The sequence below is a fragment of the Paraburkholderia sp. RL17-373-BIF-A genome (assembly GCF_046030175.1).
Lineage (GTDB): Bacteria > Pseudomonadota > Gammaproteobacteria > Burkholderiales > Burkholderiaceae > Paraburkholderia.
Genome location: NZ_JARESO010000015.1, coordinates 48,084 through 72,906, shown reverse-complemented (window position 1 = coordinate 72,906; position 24,823 = coordinate 48,084). Strand labels below are relative to the sequence as shown.

General features: G+C 62.9%; 16 protein-coding genes. 5 read left to right on the top strand and 11 right to left on the bottom strand.

Annotated elements, in window-relative coordinates:
• Positions 1-67: 67 nt before the first annotated feature.
• The 4 genes from P0D80_RS19930 to P0D80_RS19915 form a co-directional block, all read right to left on the bottom strand.
• Entirely contained in the window at positions 68-5,011 is a 4,944-nt protein-coding gene (locus P0D80_RS19930; protein WP_408286200.1) for a response regulator, read from the bottom strand.
• Between the two features lie 329 nt (positions 5,012-5,340).
• On the bottom strand, positions 5,341-6,063 hold the full coding sequence (locus P0D80_RS19925) for a PepSY-associated TM helix domain-containing protein (RefSeq protein ID WP_408286198.1): 723 nt from the start codon (positions 6,061-6,063) through the stop codon (positions 5,341-5,343).
• A complete protein-coding gene (locus P0D80_RS19920) occupies positions 6,060-6,743 on the bottom strand; it encodes a Fe2+-dependent dioxygenase (RefSeq protein WP_408177438.1) in 684 nt (227 codons plus the stop codon). Before P0D80_RS19920 ends, P0D80_RS19925 begins: the two co-directional genes overlap by 4 nt.
• A gap of 67 nt (positions 6,744-6,810) precedes the next feature.
• The gene (locus P0D80_RS19915) at positions 6,811-9,012 is read right to left on the bottom strand and encodes a TonB-dependent receptor (RefSeq protein WP_408177439.1); all 2,202 of its coding nucleotides are present in this window, start codon (positions 9,010-9,012) and stop codon (positions 6,811-6,813) included.
• 454 nt (positions 9,013-9,466) lie between these two features.
• Here P0D80_RS19915 and P0D80_RS19910 point away from each other — a divergent pair, with 454 nt between their 5' ends.
• Positions 9,467-10,462, top strand: coding sequence for an aldo/keto reductase (locus tag P0D80_RS19910; protein ID WP_132379186.1), 996 nt, complete (start codon positions 9,467-9,469; stop codon positions 10,460-10,462).
• A 31-nt stretch (positions 10,463-10,493) separates the two neighbouring features.
• Here P0D80_RS19910 and P0D80_RS19905 read toward each other — a convergent pair whose 3' ends face one another.
• The 5 genes from P0D80_RS19905 to P0D80_RS19885 all read right to left on the bottom strand — a co-directional run bounded on the left by P0D80_RS19905 (position 10,494) and on the right by P0D80_RS19885 (position 18,639).
• Positions 10,494-11,063 carry a YbhB/YbcL family Raf kinase inhibitor-like protein gene (locus P0D80_RS19905; protein ID WP_408177440.1) on the bottom strand — a complete coding sequence of 190 codons (570 nt, stop codon included), beginning with the start codon at positions 11,061-11,063 and terminating at the stop codon, positions 10,494-10,496.
• 39 nt (positions 11,064-11,102) lie between these two features.
• Positions 11,103-11,882: an ROK family protein gene (locus P0D80_RS19900; protein WP_408286196.1), complete on the bottom strand. Its 780-nt coding sequence runs from the start codon at positions 11,880-11,882 to the stop codon at positions 11,103-11,105.
• A 152-nt stretch (positions 11,883-12,034) separates the two neighbouring features.
• Positions 12,035-13,645 carry a glucose-6-phosphate dehydrogenase gene (gene zwf / locus P0D80_RS19895; RefSeq protein ID WP_408286195.1) on the bottom strand — a complete coding sequence of 537 codons (1,611 nt, stop codon included), beginning with the start codon at positions 13,643-13,645 and terminating at the stop codon, positions 12,035-12,037.
• A 149-nt stretch (positions 13,646-13,794) separates the two neighbouring features.
• Positions 13,795-16,602, bottom strand: coding sequence for an MGH1-like glycoside hydrolase domain-containing protein (locus P0D80_RS19890; RefSeq protein WP_408286194.1), 2,808 nt, complete (start codon positions 16,600-16,602; stop codon positions 13,795-13,797).
• Positions 16,603-16,653: 51 nt separating this feature from the next.
• Entirely contained in the window at positions 16,654-18,639 is a 1,986-nt protein-coding gene (locus P0D80_RS19885; protein ID WP_408286192.1) for an amylo-alpha-1,6-glucosidase, read from the bottom strand.
• A 45-nt stretch (positions 18,640-18,684) separates the two neighbouring features.
• Between P0D80_RS19885 and P0D80_RS19880 the strand changes: the two genes are divergently transcribed.
• The 3 genes from P0D80_RS19880 to P0D80_RS19870 all read left to right on the top strand — a co-directional run bounded on the left by P0D80_RS19880 (position 18,685) and on the right by P0D80_RS19870 (position 21,813).
• A complete protein-coding gene (locus tag P0D80_RS19880; RefSeq protein WP_408286191.1) occupies positions 18,685-19,164 on the top strand; it encodes a hypothetical protein in 480 nt (159 codons plus the stop codon).
• Between the two features lie 59 nt (positions 19,165-19,223).
• Entirely contained in the window at positions 19,224-21,377 is a 2,154-nt protein-coding gene (locus P0D80_RS19875) for a phosphocholine-specific phospholipase C (RefSeq protein ID WP_132379198.1), read from the top strand.
• 154 nt (positions 21,378-21,531) lie between these two features.
• Positions 21,532-21,813 carry a cupin domain-containing protein gene (locus P0D80_RS19870; protein ID WP_408286189.1) on the top strand — a complete coding sequence of 94 codons (282 nt, stop codon included), beginning with the start codon at positions 21,532-21,534 and terminating at the stop codon, positions 21,811-21,813.
• A gap of 22 nt (positions 21,814-21,835) precedes the next feature.
• Here P0D80_RS19870 and P0D80_RS19865 read toward each other — a convergent pair whose 3' ends face one another.
• A complete protein-coding gene (locus P0D80_RS19865; protein ID WP_408286187.1) occupies positions 21,836-22,951 on the bottom strand; it encodes a succinylglutamate desuccinylase/aspartoacylase family protein in 1,116 nt (371 codons plus the stop codon).
• A gap of 39 nt (positions 22,952-22,990) precedes the next feature.
• Positions 22,991-23,758, bottom strand: a complete 768-nt coding sequence (locus P0D80_RS19860) for a transporter substrate-binding domain-containing protein (RefSeq protein ID WP_408286185.1) — start codon at positions 23,756-23,758, stop codon at positions 22,991-22,993.
• A gap of 121 nt (positions 23,759-23,879) precedes the next feature.
• Here P0D80_RS19860 and P0D80_RS19855 point away from each other — a divergent pair, with 121 nt between their 5' ends.
• On the top strand, positions 23,880-24,800 hold the full coding sequence (locus P0D80_RS19855) for a LysR substrate-binding domain-containing protein (RefSeq protein WP_408286357.1): 921 nt from the start codon (positions 23,880-23,882) through the stop codon (positions 24,798-24,800).
• The last annotated feature ends 23 nt before the right edge of the window (positions 24,801-24,823 follow it).

The following is a 24,823-nucleotide window of genomic DNA, read 5'->3' as shown; positions in this document are numbered from 1 at the left end:
GAGAATTCTAGCGCGAGCGCCCACTTTCCCGCTGGCGGGCCGGCAACGCCGGCCGTGCGCAGCGGTTTTAGCGCAGCGGCGTTTTCAGTGCATCGATGAGATCGAGCGGATCGTAGGGCTTGCGCAACAGGATCGCGTGCGGCAAGACCGCGCGCTGCTCCGGCGTCAGCACGAGGTCGTAGCCGGTCAGAAAGATCACGCGCAGATCGGGGCGCTCGCGGCACACATCGAGCGCCAGGTCGATGCCCGACTTGCCCGCCAGCCCCACGTCAGTCAACATCACGCTGATCGCGTGCTCGCTGAGAAGCTGCTTGGCGTCATGCTCGCCTTCGGCTTCCAGAATGTCGAAGTCGAACGTGCGCAACAATTCGGCGGTGCTCACGCGAATCAGCTCGTCGTCTTCAACCAGCAGAATCCGCAGCCGCGTCTGAGCGACGAAACTATCGGCGCTGTCCGGCATTACGGGCGGATCGATCTCGAGAAGATGCTGCTCGGCCTCGGCAATTTCCGCGGCCTGCGGATTCTGCGCTTGCAGCACATAGCGGACTTTGCGCGCCAACGCTTCGTGCGTGTAGGGCTTGCTGAGCAATTCGATGCCTTCATCGAGCCGCCCCGAATGCACGATCGCGTTGTCCGTATAGCCTGACGTGAACAGCACCGCGATTGCCGGCAACCGTTCGCGCGCCTTGCGGGCGAGTTCGGTGCTGCGCAGCGGACCGGGCATCACCACATCGGTAAACAGCATGTCGATCGGCACGCCGCTTTCGATGATTGCCAGCGCGCTTTGCGCGTCTTTCGCCTTCAGTACGCGGTAGCCGAGATCGGAGAGCATTTCGACCACGGTCGTGCGTACTTCTTCGTCGTCCTCGACCGCCAGAATGGTTTCCGTGCCGCCCTTGGCAGGACCGGCGTCGATGTTCGTTTCGAGGTCTTCTTCCTGGCGCACTCGCGGCAGATAAATGCGGATCGTCGTGCCGTGGCCTTCCTCGCTATAGATCTTCACATGGCCGCCGGATTGCTTGACGAAGCCATACACCATGCTCAGGCCGAGGCCCGTGCCCTGACCTTCGGGCTTGGTCGTGAAGAACGGCTCGAACACGCGCTCGCGCACTTCCGGCGGCATGCCGGAGCCCGTGTCGGTGACCGCCAGCATCACGTACTGGCCCGGCGTAACGTCTGCGTTGCGCTTGGCGTAGGCGTCATCGAGCGCGGCGTTGCCGGCTTCGATCGTGAGCTTGCCGTGGCCGTTCATGGCGTCGCGCGCGTTGATCGCCAGATTCAGCAGCGCGTTCTCGACCTGGAACGGATCGACCAGCGTATTCCACAAGCCGCCCGACACGATCGTTTCGATTTCGACGCCGTCACCGAGCGCGCGCCTGAGCATGTCGTCGAGGCCGCGCACGAAGCGGCCGAGATTGACGACCTTCGGCGCGAGCGGCTGACGCCGCCCGAACGCGAGTAGTTGCGAGGCGAGGTTCGCGCCGCGCGCCACGCCCGCCAGCGCATTGCGCACGCGCTGCTCGGGTTTCTCCGAACCGGCCACGTCTTTCGCCAGCAATTGCAGATTGCCGCCGATCACTTGCAGCAGGTTGTTGAAGTCGTGTGCGACGCCGCCCGTGAGCTTGCCGATCGCTTCCATTTTCTGCGCCATCCGGAGCGCTTCTTCGGCGTGCCGCAGCGCCTCGGTGGTTTCCTTGTCGGCGGTGACGTCGCGGCCTACGCCGTGAATGCGCGCCGAGTCGGGATCGAGCGCGAGCGTCCACGCGACCCAGCGCCATGTGCCGTCGATCCGCTTGAAACGGTTTTCATAACGCACCGGCACGCCCGTTCTGCGCAATTCGGCCAGATGCGTGCGGACAGTCTCTACGTCATCCGGATGAACCAGATCGACATACGAACGCGACATCAGCCAATGCACGTTATGACCGAGCGCCGTGCTCCACGAAGGACTCACACGCTGCAAGCGGCCTTCGATATCGGCCACCACCAGCAGATCCTCGCTCAACTCCCACAGACGGTCGCGGTCCGCCACCGTCTCGATCACGCGGCGCTCCAACGTTTCGTTCAGATCGCGCAACGCGCTTTGCGCCTTGGTGCGCTCGGCGATTTCGGTTTGCGCCGCCTGATACAAGCGCGCGTTGTCGATGGCAATCGCCGCCTGCGCGGCGATGCCGGCCACGATCCGCTCGGCACGCTCGGTGAACACGCCGGGCTCCGGGTGGCCGAAGAACAAGCCGCCGACCACTTCGCCGCTGCGCGACTGCACCGGCGCGGCCAGATAGCTGCGCACCTTCAGATGGCCCTCCGGCATGCCGCGATGCGGCGCGTTGTGGCCATAGCGCGGATCCTGCGTGATGTCGTCGACGCGGACGATGCCTTCGCCCTGGAACGTGGGCGCGAACACCGCCGTGTTGCGCGGCATAGGAAATCGTTCGAACGCTTCCTTCGGCACGCCGGACAGCGTGTACAGCATGTAGCTGCCGCCCTTCTGGTCGAGCACGTTGTAGAAGAACGAGCCGAATGCCGCGCCGGTCAGTTCGGTGGCCGCGTCGGTCACGATCTGCACCGCGCGGTTCAGATCGAGTTCAGCCGCCACGGTCGAGCCGACGCGATTGAGAATCTCCAGCGTGCGCGATTCCTCGCGCAGCTTCATCTCCGTCTCGCGGCGCAAGCGCGCGAGTTGCAGGTTGCCCGATACGCGAGCCAGCAGTTCGCGCGCAGAGAACGGCTTGGTCAGATAGTCGTCCGCGCCATGCTCGATGCCGTCGACGCGCGCTTCCTCTCCCGCACGCGCGGACAGGATCAGCACCGGCGTGTCGCGCAAGTCCGGATCGGCGCGCAGTGCGCGTAGCAGGCCAAAGCCGTCGAGGCGCGGCATCATCACGTCGGAGAGCACCAGATCGGGCGGTTCCGCGCGCGCGGCTTCCAGCGCGGCCTGGCCGTCGGTGGCGAGCCGCACGTCGTGGCCCGCCGCTCGCAAGATGCGGCTCATGTACTCGCGCAAGTCCGCATTGTCGTCGACGACCAGCAGCCGCGCGGCGGCGACCGGCGCAGCCTCGGGCGATACCTCGCCGGCCGGCGTTGCGCCGATCGACGCGTCGGCGAGAATTTCGTTCTCCGGACTCCAGCGCAACGCGGCATCGACATAGGTGCGCGCGTGCTTGCTCATGGCGGCATGCACGATCGCATCCTCGGGCTGGGACAGCACGGTGCCGCGCGGCAGCGATACGGTAAAGCACGCGCCTTCGCCGAGCACACTGTCGACCCGCACCGTGCCGCCGTGCAGCTTCACCAGTTCCTGCACCATGGCGAGCCCGATGCCGCTGCCTTCGACGGAGCGACCGGGTGCGCCCGCCACGCGATGAAAGCGCTCGAAGAGGCGCGGCACTTCTTCTTCCGCAATGCCGATACCGCTATCGGTCACACTGACCTCGACGCCACCGCCTTCGTCAGCGCGAACCACGACGCGGATCGTGCCGAGGAACGTGAACTTGTATGCGTTCGACAGCAGGTTCATCACGACCTTTTCCCACATCTCGCGGTCGAGTTGCACGACCACGGGCGTGGCCGGAATCTCCACTTCGAGACGCAGGCCGGCCGCCTCGATCGCGGACTGGAACAGCGATGCGAGCTCGGCCGTGAAGGAGGCGATGTCGGTGGGTTCCGTGTGAATCTCGATGCGGCCCGCCTCGATCCGCGAGAAATCCAGCAGTGCGTTGACGAGCTTCAACAGACGCAAGCCGTTGCGATGCGTGATCTCGATCAGCGCGCGGTCGTCGATATCACTGCCCGTCTGTGCGCTGTCACCGCTCGCGGCCTGCTGCGGCTTGGCGAGCAGTTCTTCGAGCGGGCCGAGCATCAGCGTCAACGGCGTGCGGAATTCGTGGCTGATGTTGGAGAAGAACGTGGTTTTCGCGCGGTCGATTTCGGCCAGCGCTTCCGCGCGCCGCCGCTCTTCCTGATACGCCTGCGCGTAGCCGATCGCCGCGCCGATCTGGCCGGCGGCCAGGTTCAGGAAGCTGCGATAGGCGTCGTCAAAAATGCGGCAAGGGTTCAGGCCGGCGATTAGAACCACCGTCTGCGTCGACTCGCTGCCGGGCGACACCGGCAGGATGACCGCCTGCTCCGGCGCGAGATGCCACGGGCCGCTCGGCAACGCGGTGCCGAAGCGCTGCGTCAAGTCACGCACCAGTTGCGGCGCCTGGATCTTGAGCGCGTCGGCGACCGGCCAGAGCGAATCGCCAACACGCATTGTCTGCGGTGCGGCCGGATGGCCCGGCTCGATGCCGCACGCCCCGACCAGCGTGACCGTGTCGCTGCCGGATTCGGCTGCGTATAGCAAAGCGAAGGGCAGGTCTTGCGGATTCGACTGCAACGCGCGCGCGCTGAGTTCGCACGCCTCGCGCCAGTCGCGGCCGTCCGGACTGACCGCCGCCAGTTCCTTCAGCAGCGCCAGTTGCCGTTCGCCGACCACCTGCATGGTGTCGTCGCTGTTGGCGCAGATGATGCCGCCGGGTTCGCCGTTCTCGCCGGGAATGGGGCTGTACGAGAAGGTGTAATACGTCTCCTCGGGAAAGCCGTTGCGCTCCATGATCAACAGCTTCTGTTCGACGAAGATGCCCTCGGCGCCCGCCAGCGCGGTAGCCAGAAGCGGCTCGATGTCGGTCCAGATTTCTCGCCACACCACGTGAGTCGGTTGACCGAGCGCGACCGGATGCTTGCCGCCGATGATCGATTTGTACGGGTCGTTGTAGAAATAGAGCAACTCGTCGCCCCAGCCGATCCAGATCGGTTGACGCGACGTGAGCATGATGCGGATCGCGATCTTCAGACCTTGCGGCCAGGTATCGGGCGCGCCGAGCGCCGTTTGCGTCCAGTCGTAGGCGCGGATCAGCGCGCCCAGCTCGCCGCCGCCGGCAAGAAAGGACGGGGCGGCCAGGCCGGCGGGCGGTGCATCCGACATGAAGCGGTCCGGCTGTTTCAACGCGATCTCCTCGACGCGGCGGGTCATATTCGTGCGGACCGCTATTGCAAAAGCGGTGCCTGATACGACGGATGGCTAACGATCACCACGCAATTGATGTAGCGCGATTCTCGCACGTAGCGGTATGCCGGAGGAAGATGAGACGAGGCGCAAAAGCCCGGCACAGCGGGCTTTTCGCGGCGTGGGACTGCACGTTAAGCAGAGGATTGGGCGGGGTCGACGGGACACCGCGAAATGAAACGGAAATGCAGGTAAAACGTACCTTGATGCAGCGCCTTGGGACAGGCAAATTTCCCGATCGCAATGCCTTCCGCATGCGACCGGTTTTTCTCGCTCACGCAATGCCCGCAGCGTCTTTACAACAAGCCCACACACACCGCGGCGACGATCGATCCCAGCACCAACACCGCGCCGATGGTCTTGCGTTTGTTCAACTCCGTCCAGAGCAGAACGCCGGTGAGCGACAGCAAAATGATGCTGCCTGCGAGCGTATCGATCAGCAGCACCCAGCCGACGCTCAGACCGACGCCCTTGTGCAGGTTCGTCATCATCGCGAGAAACGTGTTCTCGCTGCGCTTGACCGTCACATAGCCGTTGCCCACCCAGTACTCGGCGGACGTGTTCTCATGCGGCGAAGCGAAGTTGAGCTGCCAGTGCTCCGGCTGAACGACGCTGCGCTCGCCCCAGGCCACCGGATGTGCCGGCTCTTTCTGAACGCGTCCTGGCATGCCCGTCAGTTTCAGTTCGTGCTTGAGCCATTTGCCCAACTCGCGCGGCGACTCCGGCGCGGGTTGCGGCAACGGCACCTGCAACACCGCCACTTGCGGCTCGCCGGTCGATACTTTGAGCGGGCCGCCGCGATGGTTTAGCAGGAACCCCGTGGTGCCGAACAACAGACCCAGCGCCGCACCCCACAAGCCAACCCAGCCATGCACCTTGCGCAGCCATTTGACGAAGGTGGCGCGGCGCGAGCGCTGCTGCCGCGCTTTCAATTCGTCGTCATCCAGCCGCCGCGGCTCACGCGTGGCATGGTCGATGCCCACGGGCGATTGAATGTCGATTGCCTCGGGTACGCTCACGTCTCGCTCCAGGTCCGCAACAGATTGTGATAGATGCCGACGAGGCTGCGGCGCGCGGTATCGTCGGCGTTGGTGGCGTTCAGCCGTTGAATCGCCGTGTCCATGTCGAACAGCATCGCGCGCTGCGTATCGCTGCGCACGAGACTTTGCACCCAGAAGAAACTCGCGATCCGCGCGCCGCGCGTGACCGGCGTGACCTGGTGCAAACTCGTCGCCGGATAGACGATCATGTCGCCGGCCGGCAGTTTGACCTGCTGCACGCCGTACGTGTCTTCGATTACGAGCTCGCCGCCGTCGTAGTCGGCGGGGTCGGAAATGAACAGCGTCACCGAGACGTCGGTGCGCAGCTTCACGCCGTTGGGCAGCACGCGCACGGCACCGTCGACGTGACTCCCGAACTGCATGCCGCCTTCGTAACGATTGAACAGCGGCGGATACACCTGGTTCGGCAACACCGCGCTGATGAACAGCGGGTTGCGCTCGATCGACGCGAGAATCACGTCGCCGAGTTCGCGCGCAATCGGCGTGTGCTCGGCGATCTGCTGATTACGCTTGACCGGCGCGCCCTGATAGCCGGCGGTCGCGCGGCCGTCGACCCAGGCGTCGCCCGCCTGATCGAGCCGTTCGCGCACGAGCCGCAACTGCTCGGCACTCAGTACATTCGGAATGTGCAGCAACATGGTGTTTCCTTTGCGTCGGCTTACCGTGTTCGAAAACGGCAAGCCTAACGCATCCGTTCAACGCATATCAAAAGCGGTAGTCGAACGTCGCCAGCAAGGTACGTCCGATACCCGGCACGGAACGGCCGCCGTCCGACGGAATCAGCGCGTCGTAGTAGTACTTGTTGGTCAAGTTCAGCAGGTTCAGGCGGATGTCGTATTTCTTCGCGTGGTACGCAGCGGTCGCATCCCAGCGCGTGTAGCCCGGCACTTGCACGTAGTTCGTATTCGATGCGTAGCGCGGCGACATATAGGTCGGACCGCCGCCGATTTCCCAGTGCGGCGTGAGCGCGTAGGTGGTCCAGAACATCAGCGTGTTGCGCGGCGTGTTGGCCGGCACGTGCCCTTGCGTACCGTCGCGCGCCTTCAGGATGATGGCGTCCATGTAGGTGTAGCCGCCGAACACTTGCCACTTGTCGGTAATGTGGCCCGTCACGCCCGCCTGGAAACCGTCGACGCGGATGTCGCCGTCGAGTTCGTATTCGGTCGGCGAGACCTGCGTGCGCGCGTTGGTCTTTTCTTCGCGGAAGAATGACGACGTCACCGAGAGATTGCCGCCGAGCAGATCCCATTTGCCGCCGACTTCGTACGACTTGGTCGACTCGGGCGCAAGGTTCTGCGTGAGGTTGGTCACCGTCAGCGCTTCGAGCGAGGGATTGAACGACGTGCCGTACGACACGTAGTACGACTGCCAGTCGGTCGGCTGATAGATCACACCGGCGCGCACGCTGGTGAAGAAGTTGGTCTGCGTCGCATAGCTCGGCAGGCTGATCGAGTTGTGGATCTGCGCCTGGAAGCGATCCCAGCGCAAACCGCCGACCACCTTCCACTGCTGGCCGATCGACACGGTGTCGTTCACGTACGCGCCAATTTCGTTCGCGCCGGAATCGGCGTAGTTGCCGACCGTGGTGGTCACACCGGCCGGGTTGGACAGATACGCCGGGTTCACCATCGTCACGACCGGCAAGTTGTTACGGGTGTACGCCTGGTTCGAATAGCTGTCGTGACCGAGATCGACACCGGCGATCAGGTCGTGCTTGATCGGGCCAGTGACGAACTTGTATTGGAGCATCGTGTCGTTGTACAGCGAGTGGTTCTGGATCACACGGTCGTGGCTTTGCAACTTGATGAACAGTTGCGACGGCGAGAGCGTCGTGAAATTGCCGTTGCTCAACGCGGGGCTGGTAGCGAGCGGGCCCGTCAATACCGCTTGCGGCGCGGTTTCGCGCGCGTCGGTCATCGAGTGCGAGAACTGCGTCTGGTTCGTCAGGATCAGGTTGTCCGAGAACTTGTGCTTGATCGCGGCAGTGACGGTCTGCACGTCCTGGATCGTGCGGTCGGTCGTCAGGCCGTAGAACGTGTTCTTAGGCACCGGCGACGGGCGGCCGTTCAACGCCTGCACGCCGTAGTCCGGCATGTCGTAGTTGTGCTGGATCAGCGCGGAGATCGTCACTTCGGTCGGCGTGCCGATCCCGAAGCGCACTTCCGGCGCGATGCCGTAGTCCTTGTTCTTCATCTCGTCGCGCGTCGAACCGAGGCTTTGGCCGAACGCGTTCAGGCGAATCGCCGAGGTATCCGTCAGCTTATGGTTCACGTCGACAGTGCTGCGATATTTGTCGTCGGTGCCGATCATGCCCGTGACTTCGGCCGAGTCATGCAGGTTCGCCTTCTTGCTGACCTGGTTGATCACGCCGCCCGTCGAGCCGCGGCCGAACAGCATCGACGACGGACCGTACAGCACTTCGATTTCGTCGAGGTCGAACGTGTCGCGATAGTACTGGTTACGATCGCGGAAGCCGTCCAGATAGATGTCGTTCTGCGCGGTGAAGCCGCGCAGGTTGATGTTGTTGCCGATCTGGCCGCCTTCAGCCGCGCCGATCGTCACGCCCGGCGCATTGCGCAGCGCGTCCTGGAACGAAGTGGCGCCTTGCGATTGCAGCACGGCCTTGTTGATGACGGTGACGGTCTGCGGAATATCGCGCAGCGCCGTGGGCGTCTTTGCACCCACCGTCGAACGCTCCGCCTGGAAGTCCTGTTGTTCAGCCTGCGCCGCCACGCCGATGGTCGGCAAGGTGCCGCTGTCGGTCGCGGTGGTCGTCGTCGTCGCATTTGCATTCGCGGCCGGTGGCTGCGAAGTGGTTTGCGGAGCAGTCTGCGCGACCGCCGGAGTCGCAAAGGGAACGGCAAAAGCTAACGCTAACGCGGTCGCAAGCGGCGTGTGGTTGAACATGGGAATTCCCGTCGGAGATGCGCTTGCCGGATTCGCATACCTGAGATGGAATCGATGACAAAGTCGCAATTGGCTGGCTGCCGGTCTCGTGCGCAAGGCACAAACGACGGGATGGCTGGCTATTGGTTAAATGAGAATCGCTATCATTCCACACGCATAAAACCGCATCAATCGCGACACGCCTTACCCCTAGCAACAGAATTGTTTCTATTTTTTACGGATGTATGGCATTTGTAATTTTTCGGGCCTTTGCCAGGCCTATATATTACATTTCTGTAATGTCTTATATGTTGAAACGAAAGGCTTTTGAGCTCGAAAGTAAAAAAGACGCTGCCGGAAAGCTTTCAATTTAATAACGTCTGCCAGTGCCCGCTGCCGGCACTAAATCCCGACTCCGTTTATCCTTTTTGCAACACTGCCTATCGAACTGTTCCGTTCATTCCCGGAGTTGACCATGCAATACCGCAAATTCGGCCGCACCGGCCTGACCGTGTCACGCCTGTGTCTCGGCACGATGACCTTTGGCTTGCAGACCGAAGAAGATGTTTCCCATCGCATTCTCGATACGGCGGCGGATGCCGGCGTGAACTTCATCGACACGGCGAATGTGTATCCGCTCGGTGGCGGCGAGAACATTGCCGGCCGCACGGAGGAGATCGTCGGGCGCTGGCTGAAGGGCAAGCGCGAGCACTTCATTCTGGCGACGAAAGCGGTGGGCAAGATGGGACCATCGGCGTGGGACCAAGGCGCGTCGCGCAAACATCTGCTGAATGCAATCGACGCCTCGTTGCAACGTCTCGGCACGGATTACGTGGACCTCTACCAGCTCCACTCCGACGACGCGAATACGCCGCTCGACGAAACGCTCGAGGCGCTGGACGTGATCGTGCGATCAGGCAAGGCGCGCTATATCGGCGTGTCGAACTTTCTCGCTTACCGGCTGGCGCGCGCCTTGGGCCGCGCCGATGTGTTGCGCGCGGCGCGCTTCGTCTCCGTGCAACCTCGTTATAACTTGTTGTTCCGCCAGATCGAGCGCGAACTGTTGCCGCTCGCGGCCGAGGAGCAATTGGCCGTGATGCCGTACAACCCGCTCGCGGGCGGCCTGCTCACAGGCAAGCACCAACTGGATGCCGCGCCGACGTCCGGCCGTTTCACCGAGACCGTCGGCAAGGCCGGCGCGATGTATCAGCAACGGTATTGGCACAAGCGCGAGTTCGAGACGATCGAGCAATTGAAAGCGATCGTGGCGCCGACCGGCGAATCGCTGACGCGCGTTTCGCTCGCCTGGGTGCTGGCGAATCCGCTCGTCACGTCGGCGATTATCGGCGCGAGCCGCGCCGAGCAATTGAGCGACACGCTCGCTGCGTCCGAGCTCGTGCTCGATGAGCAGATCAAGACGCAGCTCGATGAAGCCAGCATTGAATACCGTTGGGGTGACGCGGCGCGATAAGCGTAGTCGTCTGTCGCAACGGCCGCCGCGTTCATCGCCCGTAACGCAGCACCGTGCTCGTCGCCGCAATCACGTGGTCCTTGATTGCGGCGAACAACGCGTCCCGCGTCAAACCGGGCGGCAGCGCATCCGGCGGCAGATCGAGCGCATAGACTTGCGCGACGTAGTGATGCGGGTTGTCCCCCACCGGCGGGCATGGTCCGTAATATCCCGTGCCGCCCGTCCGATTCGTGCCGGCGACGCTGCCGGGCGGCTGGCTGCCGCCCGCGCCGAGCGAGGTCGTCGAGGGCGCGACGCCATATAGCACCCAGTGCACGATTCCCAGACCCTTTCCGCCGTCGGGATCGAACAGGGTCACCGCATAACTCTTCGTGCCGGCTGGCGCATTCCGCCATTGCAGAGCCGGTGACACATTGCCGCCGCCGCAATTGTTCGCGCTCGCCGCGTGGCTCGAATCCAGCGTGCCGCCGTCGGCCAAACCCGGTGACGTCACCACGAAGACTTCTGCCGCTCGGGCATGCACCGCGGCAAGCGCCAGCGCGGCAGACACGCCGACCGATAACAGGCGTCGTGCGACGCTGAAGCGACTGCTGCGAATCATCGTTTGTTACTCCGGCTAGGGTTCAGTGGTGGTCCAACCTCACTTGAAGCGGCCCGTCCGCTCATTCGCTTCCGGCAATTGCCGCGTCTCACGCACGGACCTCGGATGCCATAAACGCGCGCCGCCTTCGATACCCGCATCGTTCGAAACGGTGGCCGTGTTCGCTGGCAGATCGATCGTGAGGCGCGCCGCGTTGCCGCCGCCGATCCACAATTTGTCGTAGTTCACCAGCGCGTCCAGAATCCCGATCACCTTCTGAACGCGCCGGTTCCACCGTTTATTCCCGGCTTTTTCACGTGCCGCGTCGCCGATGTATTCGTCGTACGCCACGCCCTTCTTGCTGACCGGATGATGCGCGAGCTCCAGATGGGGCATCAGCTCGCCGTCGCGAAACATCGCCGTGCCTGCGCCCGTGCCGAGCGTCAGCACGAATTCGAGGCCGTGGCCTTCTATCGCGGCGAAGCCCTGCATCTCGGCGTCGTTGATCATGCGCACCGGCAAGCCGCCCAAGCGCTGCGCCAGCGAATCGGCGAGCGGAATGTCGTGCCAGCCTTCCACGCCGAAGTGCGGCGCGGTCAGGATGCGGCTGTTGCGCACCACGCCCGGAAAGCCAATCGACATCAGCGTAGGCGGCTCCTGTTCGACGAGCGGCGCAACTAGCTTCGCCAGCGCGTCGACGAGTTGATCCGGCGTGCACGGATGTGGCGTCGCCACCCGCAGGCGCTCGGTTTTCATCTTGCCGTCGGCGTCGATGATCGCGGCTTTCAAGCCGGTACCGCCGACGTCGATTGCCAGAATCCGCTCGGTGCTGGTGGTCACTTTCGTCTTACTTGCCGTCTTGCGTGTCGTCCTGCTTGGCGTCTTGCCTGGTGCCTTGCGGGTCGTCTTGCTAGCCGTCTTGCCTGCCGTCTTAGGTGTCGTCTTGCGTGTCACCACGGTGTCCCCCGATTGTGTTGGTGCGACTCGTTGAATTACTTCTTCTGCACAGCATCCCTTTTCAACGGCCGCCATGCGTGACCGTCGCGCGCCAATAGCGCGTCTGCTTCCGCGGGGCCTTCGCTGCCGGCCGCATAACCATGCACCGGCATCGCGCCGCCGGATTTCGGATGCAGCACGTCGTCCACCGCGCACCAGCTCGTTTCGATGCTGTCGGCGCGCTGGAACAGCGTCTCGTCGCCGAGCATGCAGTCGTAGAGCAACGTCTCATAGCCGACGTTGGCGCGTTCCGCGAAGAAGTCGCCATAGTCGAACGACGACTGCACCGCGCCGATCTGCATGACCGGCCCCGGCGTTTTCACGTTGAAGTCGAAGCTCGTGCCGTGAGCCGGATCGATGCGCAAGGTCAGCACGTTCGGCGTGAGCGCATCGACGGGTGTGTCGCGGAACAGGCGGAACGGCACCGGCTTCAGTTGCACCGAGATTTCCGTGCGACGCGCGGCCAACCGTTTGCCGGTGCGCAGATAGAACGGCACCCCGGCCCAGCGCCAGTTCTCGACGAACACGCGCGCCGCGGCGTACGTTTCCGTCGTGCTGTCCGGCGCGACGTCCGGTTCCTCGCGATAGCCGACACCGGCCGGACCCTTTTCGTATTGACCGAACACGACATCGTCCGGCGTCAGCGGCTTGATCGCGTCGGAGATTTCGGCCTTCTTGTCGCGCACGGCTTCGGCGTCGAACGAATTGGGCGGCTCCATGGCGACCATGCCGAGCAGCTGGAACAGATGGTTCGGCAGCATGTCGCGGAACGCGCCGGTCTGTTCGTAGAACTTGCCGCGCCCTTCCACGCCGATGGTTTCCGCCGCTGTGATCTGCACGCTGTCGATATATTCGCGCCGCCACATCGGTTCGAACAGCGCGTTGGCGAAGCGCACTGCGAGAATGCTCTGCACGGTGTCCTTACCGAGAAAGTGATCGATGCGATACACCTGCGTCTCTTTCGCGTACGACAGGATATGCGCGTTCAGATCGCGCGCCGAGGCGAGATCGGTGCCGAACGGTTTCTCGATCACGATGCGGCGGAAACCGCCGCCGCTGTCGCCCTCTTTCAGTAGACCGGCTTTGCCGAGATGCTCGACGATCGGTTTGAAAAAGCGCGCGCTGACCGCGAGATAGAAGATCACGTTGGCGCCGGGCGTCTGCTCGAGCTTTTGCTTGAGCTTCGTGAAGACATCGTCGGTTTCGAATTCGCCGGGCATGTATTCGAGGCGTTGCGCGACCCAGTCCCACGCCTTGTCGTCGAGCTTGCCGGCGTGGAAAGTGCTGGCTTTGTCGGCGGCAAACTGTTCGAGCGACTTGTGCAGATCTTCGCGCCACACGCTAGTCTCGCGCTCGCCATGATTCACGCCGATGATTTTCATGCCGTCGTCGAGCAGGCCATCCACCGCGAGGTTGTACATCGCCGGCATCAGAAGCCGCTTGGTCAGGTCGCCGCCGGCACCGAAGATCACCAGCGTACACGGCGGCGCGGGCCGCTTGCCGGGCGGCGAGGCCGGCGCTTCCTGCGGGCTCGCGCTGACTTTGCAGCTCGGTTGTTGACTGGCGGCCGGGCGATCGGCTGCTGGGGTATTCGATGTAGTCGACATGGGATTCACTTTTGGAAACCAATGGAACGGACGTGGTGGTACATGAAAGACCACGCTTGAACCCACACAGTTCAAAAACAGCCACGCAACCTGTTCACTATGCGACGTTGTATGGCTTGTGCAACCTCACTCGCTTGCGCCGCCGCGCACTACTTCGCCGATGCGTGCGCCGGCTCTGGGACTGACGCGGGCTCCGCCGGGCGCGCAGGCGCTGTGGCCTGCGCCGAAGGTGAAGTCGGAATCGGCGCCTGATCCGGTTCACCCGCCAGCGGCACATTGCCCGACGCGCTCATCGCGCGCGGCTGCAACAGCAACGCGACCAGCCCGGTCCAGCCGGTCTGATGCGAAGCGCCCACGCCGCGTCCGCTATCGCCATGGAAATACTCATGGAACAGGATCAGATCGCGCGAACGCGGGTCGGCCTGCAACAGCGGATAAGCGCCCATGACCGGACGCTCGCCGTCCTTGTTCTTAAGAAACAGCGTAGTGCAGCGGCGCGCCAGTTCGTCGGCGATGTGGCTCAGCGAGAACTTCTCGCCCGAGCCGGTCGGATACTCGACTTTGAAATCCTCACCGTAATAGCGGTGAAATTCGTATAGCGACTCGATCAACAGATAGTTCACCGGCATCCACACCGGACCGCGCCAGTTCGAATTGCCGCCGAACACACGCGTATCGGATTCGGCCGGCAAATACTTCACGGTAAAACTGTCGCCGTTGTGATTGAACACGAACGGATGATCGCGGTGGTACCGCGACAGTGCCCGCACGCCATGATCGGAAAGAAATTCGCTTTCGTCGAGCGCGCGGCGCAACAACGCTTTCATGCGATGCCCGCGCAATAGCGAGAGCAGCAGCGCATTGCCCTTGCCCGGCTCGTTCCAGCGCGAAACCAGCTTCGCCAGATCGGGACGATGTTCGAGGAACCAGACAAGCCGTTCGCGCAAACACGGCAAGCCGCCATGCAGACGCTCTTCGAGCACGTGCACCGCAAATAGCGGAATCAGACCCACGATCGAGCGCAACCGCATAGGAATGCTGCTGCCGTCCGGCAGGTGCAGCTTGTCGTAGAAGAACTCGTCCTCGTTGTCCCACAGGCCCGTTTCGCAGCCGTCGTCGCAACTCACGGCCTCGGCGATATACAGAAAGTGCTCGAAGAACTTCACGCCGATGTCGACGAACACATGATTAGCGTACGCGAGTTCCAGCGCGATACGCATCAGGTCGAGCGCGTACGCGGCCATCCACGCTGTACCGTCGGACTGATCGATGTGGCCGCCGGTCGGCAGCGGCGACGAGCGGTCGAAGATCCCGACGTTATCTAGCCCGAGAAAACCGCCCTGGAAAATATTGTGGCCGTCGGCGTCTTTGCGGTTCACCCACCATGTGAAATTGAGCAACAGCTTATGGAACACGAGTTCCAGAAAATCGCGATCCGCCTTGCCGGTGAGCGCGCGGTCGATTTCATACACGCGCCACGCGGCCCACGCATGCACAGGCGGATTGGCGTCGCCGAGCGCCCATTCATAGGCGGGGATCTGACCGTTCGGATGCTGATAGCGGTCCTTTACCAGCAGTAGCAACTGCCGTTTCGCGAACGCCGGGTCGATCAGCGCGAATGCGGCCGCATGAAACGCCAGGTCCCACGACGCGTACCACGGGTATTCCCACTTATCGGGCATCGACACGATGTCCGCATTGCACAGATGCCGCCAGTCCATATTGCGGCCGCGTTTGCGGCCGGCGGGCGGGGTCGGCTGAAGCGGATCGCCGTCGAGCCAGCGCTGCACGTCGTATTGGTAGTACTGCTTCGACCACAGCATGCCGGCGAGTGCCTGGCGCTGCACGAGCCGCGCATCGGGGTCGGTGATCTCGTGTTGCAGCGCGCCATAAAATTCGTCAGCCTCGGCGATGCGGTGCGCGAAGATCGCGTCGGCATCGAGCTGCACGTCGTCAGGACTCGACTGCGGACGCCAGCGCATGTACACCACGGCGCGTCCATATGGTTCGAGCTCGATCGCCGCATGCGCGCCGGCCTTGGTGCCCGCGTCGCGGCGAATCGCCTGTTCATCGCCGTGCACGAGGTAATCGTTGAAGCCGTCTTTGAACGGGCCCGCGCCGTCCATGTTGAAGAGGCGCTTGACGTTGGTATCGTTCTCGCAGAAGAGCCACGTCAGCTGCGGTGCGTCTTTCGACCAGGCGGTAACGACAATCGGCTCATGGCCATGCTGATGCCCGACCACATGCACCTCGCCATTGTGGTCCGTGCCGGCGACGAGCGAGGGCTTGTCCTTGCTCTCCTTCCACGACCATGAATTGCGCGCCCAGATTTGCGGCAGCACATCCAGCGAGGCCGCCTGATCGCCGCGATTCTCGATGGTCACGCGCATGAGAATGTCGTCCGGCGCGTGTTTGGCGTATTCCACCTGCACGTCGAAGTAGCGCAAATCGTCGAACACGCCCGTGTCGAGAATTTCGTACTCCGGCATGTCGCCGCCACGGCGCCCGTTTTCCTGAACGAGGTCGTCGTACGGAAAGGCGGCTTGCGGATACTTGTAGAGCATGCGCATGTACGAATGCGTCGGCGTGCCGTCGACGTAGAAGTACAGTTCCTTCACGTCCTCGCCATGATTGCCCTGCGCATTCGTGACGCCGAACAGACGCTCCTTCAGGATCGCGTCCTTGCGGTTCCATAGCGCGAGCGAAACGCACCAGCTCAGCTTGTCGTCGCCGAAACCGGCAATGCCGTCCTCACCCCAGCGATACGCGCGGCTGCGCGCATGGTCGTGCGGAAAATAGTCCCAGGCGGTGCCGTCCGGGCTGTAATCCTCGCGCACGGTGCCCCATTGACGCTCGCTGAGATACGGCCCCCAGCGCTGCCAACGCGCACAGTCGGCCGAATGCAGCCGTGAACCTTCAATGGTGGCGAGCAGATTGGCAGCGCGCAGCGGTGGCATGACTACATCCTTGCATCGGGCTTGGCGGTGGGACACACATCGTAGCGCGGTTTAGGCACCCGCGGTCGCCAACCCGGCAAGCAGGTGTTCAATGCGCAGCAACTCTCCCAGCGACCACGCCTGAAACGGCGTGCCGGCGAGTGCGTGCGGCGCATCGCCGTCGGCGATTTCGGAGAGATGGTCGAGACCGGCGTGGTCGAGATGCGCGTAGAGCGGGTCGAGAAAACGCGTTTTCGCCTGCATACGGGCATCCGCCGCGCCGCCGTGGACTCGCAGCCACGCTTCGACGAACGGGCCGAGCAGCCACGGCCACACGGTTCCTTGATGATAGGCGCCATCGCGCTCGAGTGGAGACCCGTTGTAGTGTCCGCGATAGGCAGGATCGGACGGCGCGAGCGTCCGCAGTCCCAGCGGCGTGAGCAACTGTGCTTCCACCTGATCGAGCACCGCGCGCGCCGGTGCGCCCTCCAGCAATGAAAACGGCAGGCCGCCTACGGCAAAGATCTGGTTGGGCCGGATCGCGCGATCTATCGCGCCTTTGACGTGGTCGACGTCCACGTTGTCGAAAAGCGCTTGCGTGGACGGATCGACGAAGCGTTCATGAAACGCTTGCAACGCTCGCTCAGCGGCCGGCTGCCACTGCGGATTCCACGTTGCTGCAATGCGCAATGCGTTGATCCAAAGTGCTTGCACCTCGACCGGCTTGCCGATGCGCGGCGTCACCACCCAGTCGCCGACTTTCGCATCCATCCACGTGAGTTGCACGCCGGGTACGCCGGCGCTCAGCAGGCCATCGTCGGCTGACGCCTGGATGTTGAAGCGCGTGCCTTTCGTGTAGCCCGTGAGGATGGATTCGCTGGCCTGCTGCAGCCGCTGCTGCGTTGCAGCGCTCGCGTGATGCGTCGCCAGATAGTCGTGGACGGCGACGATGAACCACAACGATGCGTCGACGGAGTTGTATTCCGGCGTGTCGCCATAGTCGGGGAAGCGATTCGGCAGCATGCCTTCTGACAACGTACTCGACCATTCAAGCAGGATCGCTTCGGCGTCGTCGAGCCGGCCCGATGCGATCAGCAAGCCACGCATCGCGATGAAGGTGTCGCGGCCCCAGTCGGTGAACCACGGAAAGCCCGCGAGGATCGTGCGGCCTTCGTTGCGCGTCACGACGTAGGCGTCGGCGGAGCGCTGCAGGCGTGAGCCGAGCGCGTCGCGGCGTTGTTGTTCGATGCGTGCGAGTTCTGCTGCGTGGATGGCTGGCGCTTTTGCGTTCGCCGGTTGCGTTCCGCTCGTGGCGCCTGAAGCGCTGAGAATCATCACCGCTTCGCCATCGGCGAGATTGAAGCTGAACACGCCGGGCGTGGCGAGATCCTCGCTGAAGTCGAGGCCGCGTTCCCGCTCGCGAACGTAGCAGAAGTTGCGATACCAATCGGGCGCGTGCGTGTAGACGCCATTCGTCGCGGCGTGGATTACCGGCAGGTCGCCGTAGGGTTGCCAATTTACGCTGGCCTGGTCGTCGCTCGTCTGCGCGTCGAAGTTGAACGCGGCGTTTCCATGGTGCAGCGCATGATAGTCGCGGCCCGACAGCAGCGGCCTGACTTTCAATGTCAGCGTGCTCGCTTGAGAAGCGACTCCAGCACCACCGTCCAGGCGCCAGCGCAAAACAGTTTCGCGCGTCGTCTTGCTGACGAACACATCAGCGGTCACCACTAGTTGCGCAGCGATCTGAAAACGCCACGTTGGCCATGGCTTCGTATCGAACGCGGCAAGACTCGCTGTCAGGTCCGGATAGATCAAGTCGAGCACGTACCGCTGCATGCTCAATGGATAACGCTCGCCGTTCGCTTCGAGCCACGCCTCCACGCCGTTGACCAGCACCACGCGCCCGCCTGGCGCGCGCGTCGCGGTGAGCAGCAGCGCGTGATAGCGGCGCGTGCGCAGCGTGCCCACCGTGCCCGACGCGAAACCGCCGAAGCCGTCCGCTTCCAGCCATTCGTCTTCGAGGCGCGTGATGTCGAAGGGTTGTTCGATGTGTGTCATGAACTTATCGGTTGAGCAAAGCCGTCCATTTTTCAGCGCGCCTGAATGTCAGGCATAAGGCGCCGCGGTGACCATTCTCCTACTTATCACTTTCCACTTTCTTTCGAAAAACCGACTTATCAACGCAAGTTTTACCACTCGCAAACGTTTCACAATTATTTCTTGAAAGGATTAGACACTGCATCCGCTTTCACGAAACCGGATGTAGACATGGGACAAAACAAACGCCTCGCGAGTGCCGTTTTGGTTGCACTTGCAACTTTAGCGTTGAGCGGTTGCGGTGCGGATGATTCCGCGCCGTCGGCAGCATCGACAACGCCGGCCGCTGCGAACAACGACGCCGCGCCGAATGCGGCGGCAGCGCCCGCAACGCCAATCCTCAACGCATCCTCAACGCTCGCAGCAGACCCGGCAGCGGCCTCCGATCCAATCACGCAGAACATGCAAGCCAGTCTCGCCGCGGACAACCAGCAAGTCGCGCCTGTCATGCATTACGCACCCGGCGACAGCGCCAGCAGCAACTGACCTAATTCCACCGGCGCGCGTGGCGCGCTATTCTTCCCCCCCGCAGAAGGTGATATTCGATGACATCAACTAGCCGTCGCCGTTTCCTGCAGACCGTGGCTTCATCCGCCGGCGCTGCTGCCGCGCTGACCGCGCTGCCCGAGTCGATTCGCAATGCGCTCGCCGTTCCCGCGTTTTCGCGCACCGGCACGATCCGCGATGTCGAGCACATCGTCGTGTTCATGCAGGAGAACCGCTCGTTCGACCACTACTTCGGCCATATGCGCGGCGTGCGTGGCTACAACGACCGCTTCCCGATTCCGCTGCCGAACGGCAAGCCGGTGTGGTATCAACCGTCGAAGGAAGATCCGACCCAGCCGGTTCTGCCGTTCCATCTGAACACGGCGACCACCAGCGCGCAATGCGTCGGCGATCTGGATCACTCCTGGTACAAGACTCATGCCGCGATCGACGGCGGCCGCTACGACCAGTGGCCCGCCAACAAGACCGACATGACGATGGGCTATCACCTGCGCAGCGACATTCCGTTCCACTACGCGCTGGCCGATGCGTTCACCATCTGCGACGCGTACTTCTGCTCGCTGCCGGGACCGACGCACCCGAACCGCTCGTATCTGATGACCGGCATGGTCGATCCGAGCGGCACGCTGGGTGGACCGCTGCTCGACAACAACGATTTCGTCGACGGCGACGGTCCGCCGAATTATCAGTTGCTCTCGTGGACCACGTACCCGGAACGTCTGCAATCCGCGGGCATTTCGTGGCAGGTGTACCAGCAGGGGCTGACCGGCGCCGATCCGTTGAACGGCAACTACGGCACCAACATCCTGCAGAACTTCACGAATTTCATCAACGCGCAGCCGGGTTCGCCGTTGTATGAGCGCGCGCAAACCGTGCGCACCATCGACGACCTGAAGGCCGACGTGCTGGCCAACAAGCTGCCGCAAGTGTCGTGGTTGTGCCCGCCGGCCGCGTACTCGGAACACCCGAGCTATACGCCCGCATACGGCGCGGAGTACACCTCGCAGATTCTCGATGCGTTGACGTCGAATCCCGAGGTGTGGAGCAAGACCGTGTTGTTCATCATGTACGACGAGAACGACGGCTTCTTCGATCACCTCGTGCCGCCGCAACCGGCGACGACCGGCGCGCAAGGCAAGTCGACGGTCAGCACCGAAGGCGAAATTCACAACGTGGTGAATCCGCAGCGCGGCGGCAGCTACACCGCCGACGGCCTGCCGTACGGCCTCGGCCCGCGCGTGCCGATGACGATCGTGTCGCCTTGGAGCAAAGGCGGTTTTGTCTGCTCGCAGGTGTTCGACCACACGTCGGTAATTCGCTTCATCGAAGCGCGCTTTGGCGTGTATGAGCCGAACATCACGGCATGGCGCCGCGCGGTGTGCGGCGACTTGACCACGGCCTTCGACTTCCGCACGCCGGACTCGAAAGTGCCGCCGCTGCCGGACACGAGCAACTACAAGAGCATCGCCGACAATCAGTGCGCAACGCAGCCGAAGCCGACCGTGCCCGCGACGCCGGGCGCTATCGATCCGCAGGAAAGCGGCATTCGTTTCGCGCGCGCGTTGCCGTACGAGTTGCATGTGAATGGCCAGGCCAACGAGAAGAAGAACACGTTCGAGATCTCGATCGGCAACACCGGCGATCAAGGCGCGCACTTCTATATGTACGCGACGAATCGCACGGACGGTCCTTGGCGTTACACCGTCGAAGCGGGCAAGTCGATCAATGAGACGTTCGATCTGACGATGACGAACGGCGTATACACCTTCGAAGTGTTCGGCCCGAATGGCTTCGTGCGCAAGTTTGCGGGCAACACGCAGCAGTCGACGGCGCAGAACGCGCAGATCGCCGCCGGCCGCGGCAACAACAAACCGGCGGAACCGGAAGTGAAGGTGCAATACGACGCCGCGAACGGCAACGTGTTCCTGAAGTTCAGCAACAAGGGCAGCGGCATTGCGCGTCTGACGGTGACGGACAACGCGTACGGCGCGCGCCCGCGTCCGGTGCTGGTGCCGGCCGGCGCGCATATCGAAGAAGCGTGGGTGCTGGCGTCGAGCCATCACTGGTACGACTTGACGGTGACGAGTCATGACGACGCCAGCTTCTCGCGCCGTCTTGCGGGTCACGTCGAGAATGGGCGTCCGAGCATTAGCGATCCAGCGGCGGTTGCGCCGGTGTTGGTGGTGAACTAAGGGCCGCTGAAGGTAAAGGGCTCCGGTCAGGCGGCCGCCTCGGCGGCGCGCTTGACCGAAGCTCAGCGCAGGTTGTGGTCGCGCAAGACGTCCTGCACGAAATGGCGGATAGCGTTACATTCAGTCTTCGCCACTTCCTGCTGATGGGCACATCATGGACCGTAACGCATTCATCGAAAGCCTGACGAAAGAAGGCTTCCCTGACGCCGTGGTTGTCACGCGCGAGGCCAACGTCGAGATGGAAATTCACGAGCATGCATTCGAAGCCAAGGCCCTGATCCTGGAAGGCGAAATGAGCATACGCATGGACGACGAAGTGCGGGCGTATCGCGTCGGCGACGTCTTCCACTTGCCGGCGAACAAGCCGCATGCGGAGCGCTTTGGTCCGAATGGTGTGACGTATCTGGTGGGAAGGAAGCAGTCAGGCGCGGCCTGAATGACAGTGCGCGCCTGTAGCGTCAGGCGCCCAGTAAAACCCCTGTCCTGAAGGCCCGCGTACCCGTCACACGCCCGAGCGGCGCGCCGGCCGTCACGAAACGAATCGCGCGCCGCATGTAAAGCACACCTTCGGTTTTGCTGGCGATCGTCGTGGTCTCGTCGGTCAGCGGATCGACGATATCGAACAGCGCCTGGCCGACGCGAATCGTATCGCCGATCTTCGCGCGATGAATCAGAATCCCGCTTACGGGCGCATAGAACTGCTCGCTGCCGGCGAGCGGCGTGGCAGGCGACAGTAGCTCCGGCAAGGGCTTGGCATCGAGCTTGATCGCCTTGCGCCACACCAGATAATCGACAAGCGCGTCGGCATCTTCCTGAGCGACTTCATAGGACACGTCGCGCTGCCCGCGGCATTCCACGGTCACGGCGATCGCACCGTTGGGCACCGGCTTATCGGCCGGCAACTCCTGCTGCAATTTCCACCACAAAAGACTATGCGTTTCATCGAACGATTCGCCGCCTGAATTGGTGGCGAGTAACGACGCCTGTGCGCCGAGATAGCGCGACAACGGCTCGAACTCCGGCCACGCGGCCTCGCTGGTGTAGAGATGCATGGCCGCTTCGAGCGAACAGTGGAGATCGATAATCACATCCGCATCGAACGAGAGTTGCAGCAACGCCAGTTGCAGCGATTCGAACTCGGTCAACGGTTTCTGATCGGCCAGTTCCTCGGCAATCAACTTTCGCACTAGCCGCACGTTCTCGGCTGCATTGGAACCCAGCGTTTCTTTAGCTCGCGCGACCAGCTTCGAGAACTGCAGGAAGTGGCGATTGAAGTTCTTCCCGCTGCCCAGATCGAAGCGGCCAAGAAACTGCCCGAGCACGTATTGCCCGAGCCCGACCGGATTCGCCACGGGCACCAGCACGATTTCCGCGTTCAGCGCGCCTTGCTTTTCCAGTTCGAGCAAACGACGCTTCAACAACACGGTTGTCAGCATCGCGGGCGTTTCATCGGCATGCAGCGACGACTGGATATAAATCTTCTGCCCGCTATTCGCCGGGCCGAAATGAAACGACACCAGTTCGCGGTGCGTGCCGATAGCCGGCGAGAGAAGCGGAATCGATTGCCTGTTCATGAGCGGGAGTCTGTAGAAGAGAAGTCGGAAGTCGAAGAATCAATTGCCGTACGGATCGAAGTCGAAGTACTTCTTCGCGATCTGCGCGTACGTGCCGTCCTTGAGCATCGAGGCGATCGCCGCGTTGATGGAGGCCTGCACCGCGGTCTCGTCCTTGCGCAAGCCGATGCCCACGCCGCGATCGCCCATCGAAAGCGGTTCGCCGACAAACGCAAAGCCCTTGCCCGCCGGGGTACGCAAGAAACCGATGTCCGCTTCCACCGAACCGAGCAACGCGCCGTCCAGTCGCCCGTTCTGCAAGTCGGCGAACACTTCGTCCTGACTCTTGTACGCCACCACATGCGCGCCGAGCGGCGCCCAGTTCTTCAGCGCATAGCCCTCGAACTGCGTGCCCGACTGCACGCCGATCTGCTTGCCCGCCAGCGCATTCGTGCCGCCCGCGAGCGCCGAACCTTGCCGCGCGATCAGCCGCGACTTGAACTGGAAGAGTTTCGACGAAAACAGAATCTGTTGCTCGCGCTTCTCCGTGATCGCCATCGACGAAAGGATCGCGTCGATCTTGCGCGCCTGCAGCGCTGGAATCATCCCTGAAAATTCGAGTTCGACCCACTGGCAGCGCACGTGGATGCGCTTGCAGATTTCATTGCCGAGATCGACGTCGAAACCTTTGAAGCTGCCGTCGGGCGCCTTGGCGTCCATCGGCGGATAGCTCGGGTCGATACCGAGGCGCAGCGTGGTGGGCTCAGCGGCAAACGCGCCACTGCTGAAAACCAGCGCGGCGCTCAAGATCATCAACGGAATTTTCATGGGAGCACGAAGTGTGGGTGGGCGAATGACGACCGAGCTATCCTATGCCGCGTCCGCGCCTCAAAGAAGTCCCATTCGGACTATCATGATCACTTTTACCGATCACTGGACGGCAGCCCTCATGGCGTTGACGATCTCCCAGCTCCGCGCGTTCACCGCCGTGGCCGAGCATGGCAGCATCCGCGCGGCCTCGCGGGCGCTCGGCATCGCGCAGAGCGGCATCACGCAGCAGTTGCAGAATCTCGAATCGATGCTCGGCGCGACCCTGTTCACCCGCACGAATCGTGGCATTGCGCTGACTGCCCTCGGCCAACGGCTGTTGCAGCGCGCCGGCGCGATTATCGGCGAATGCGAACGCGCCGAGCAGGAAGTGCAGCAACTGCGCGGCGACTACGTCGGCGAGGTCACCTTCGGCATGACCACCGAACCGCTGATCGATGCGTTCGCGCCGGTGCTGATGGAATTTCGCACGCGCTTCGAGCGGGTCGCGGTGCATCTGCGAACCGGCACTTCGCGCATGATGATTTCGTGGATTCGCGAAGGCACGCTGGATTTCGCGGTTGCGCTGGTATCGAAGCACACGGATACCGCCGATCTCTCGGTGATGCCGCTGTATCCGTCCGATCCGGTGATCGTCTGCCGCCAAGGGCATCCGAAAGCTGGTGCGACCACGCTGGCCGAACTGGCCGATTGCACGTGGGTGGCCACGCGCTCGCCGAATCTCACGGACGATCCGCAAATCAACCGCCTGAACCATCTGTTCGAAAGCCACGGCCTGCCGCCGCCGAAAATCGTCGCGACGGTGGAAGGCCTGTACGAAACGCTGCATCTGGTGAGCGCGACGGATTGCCTGTCGCTGGAAGCGTCCATCGTGGTGAAGCGCGGGCCGTTTGCGAGTACGCTCACCGCCATTCCGGTGCGCGAGCGCGCGGTGGAACAGAACGTCTGCCTGCTGCAGCGCGCGGCCATTCCGCTCACACCCGCCGCGCAGGAACTCGCGACGATGATCGCTTCGTACACGCGCACGGTGCGGGCGCGTTGATGCAGCATTGAAGTGGCGCTGAA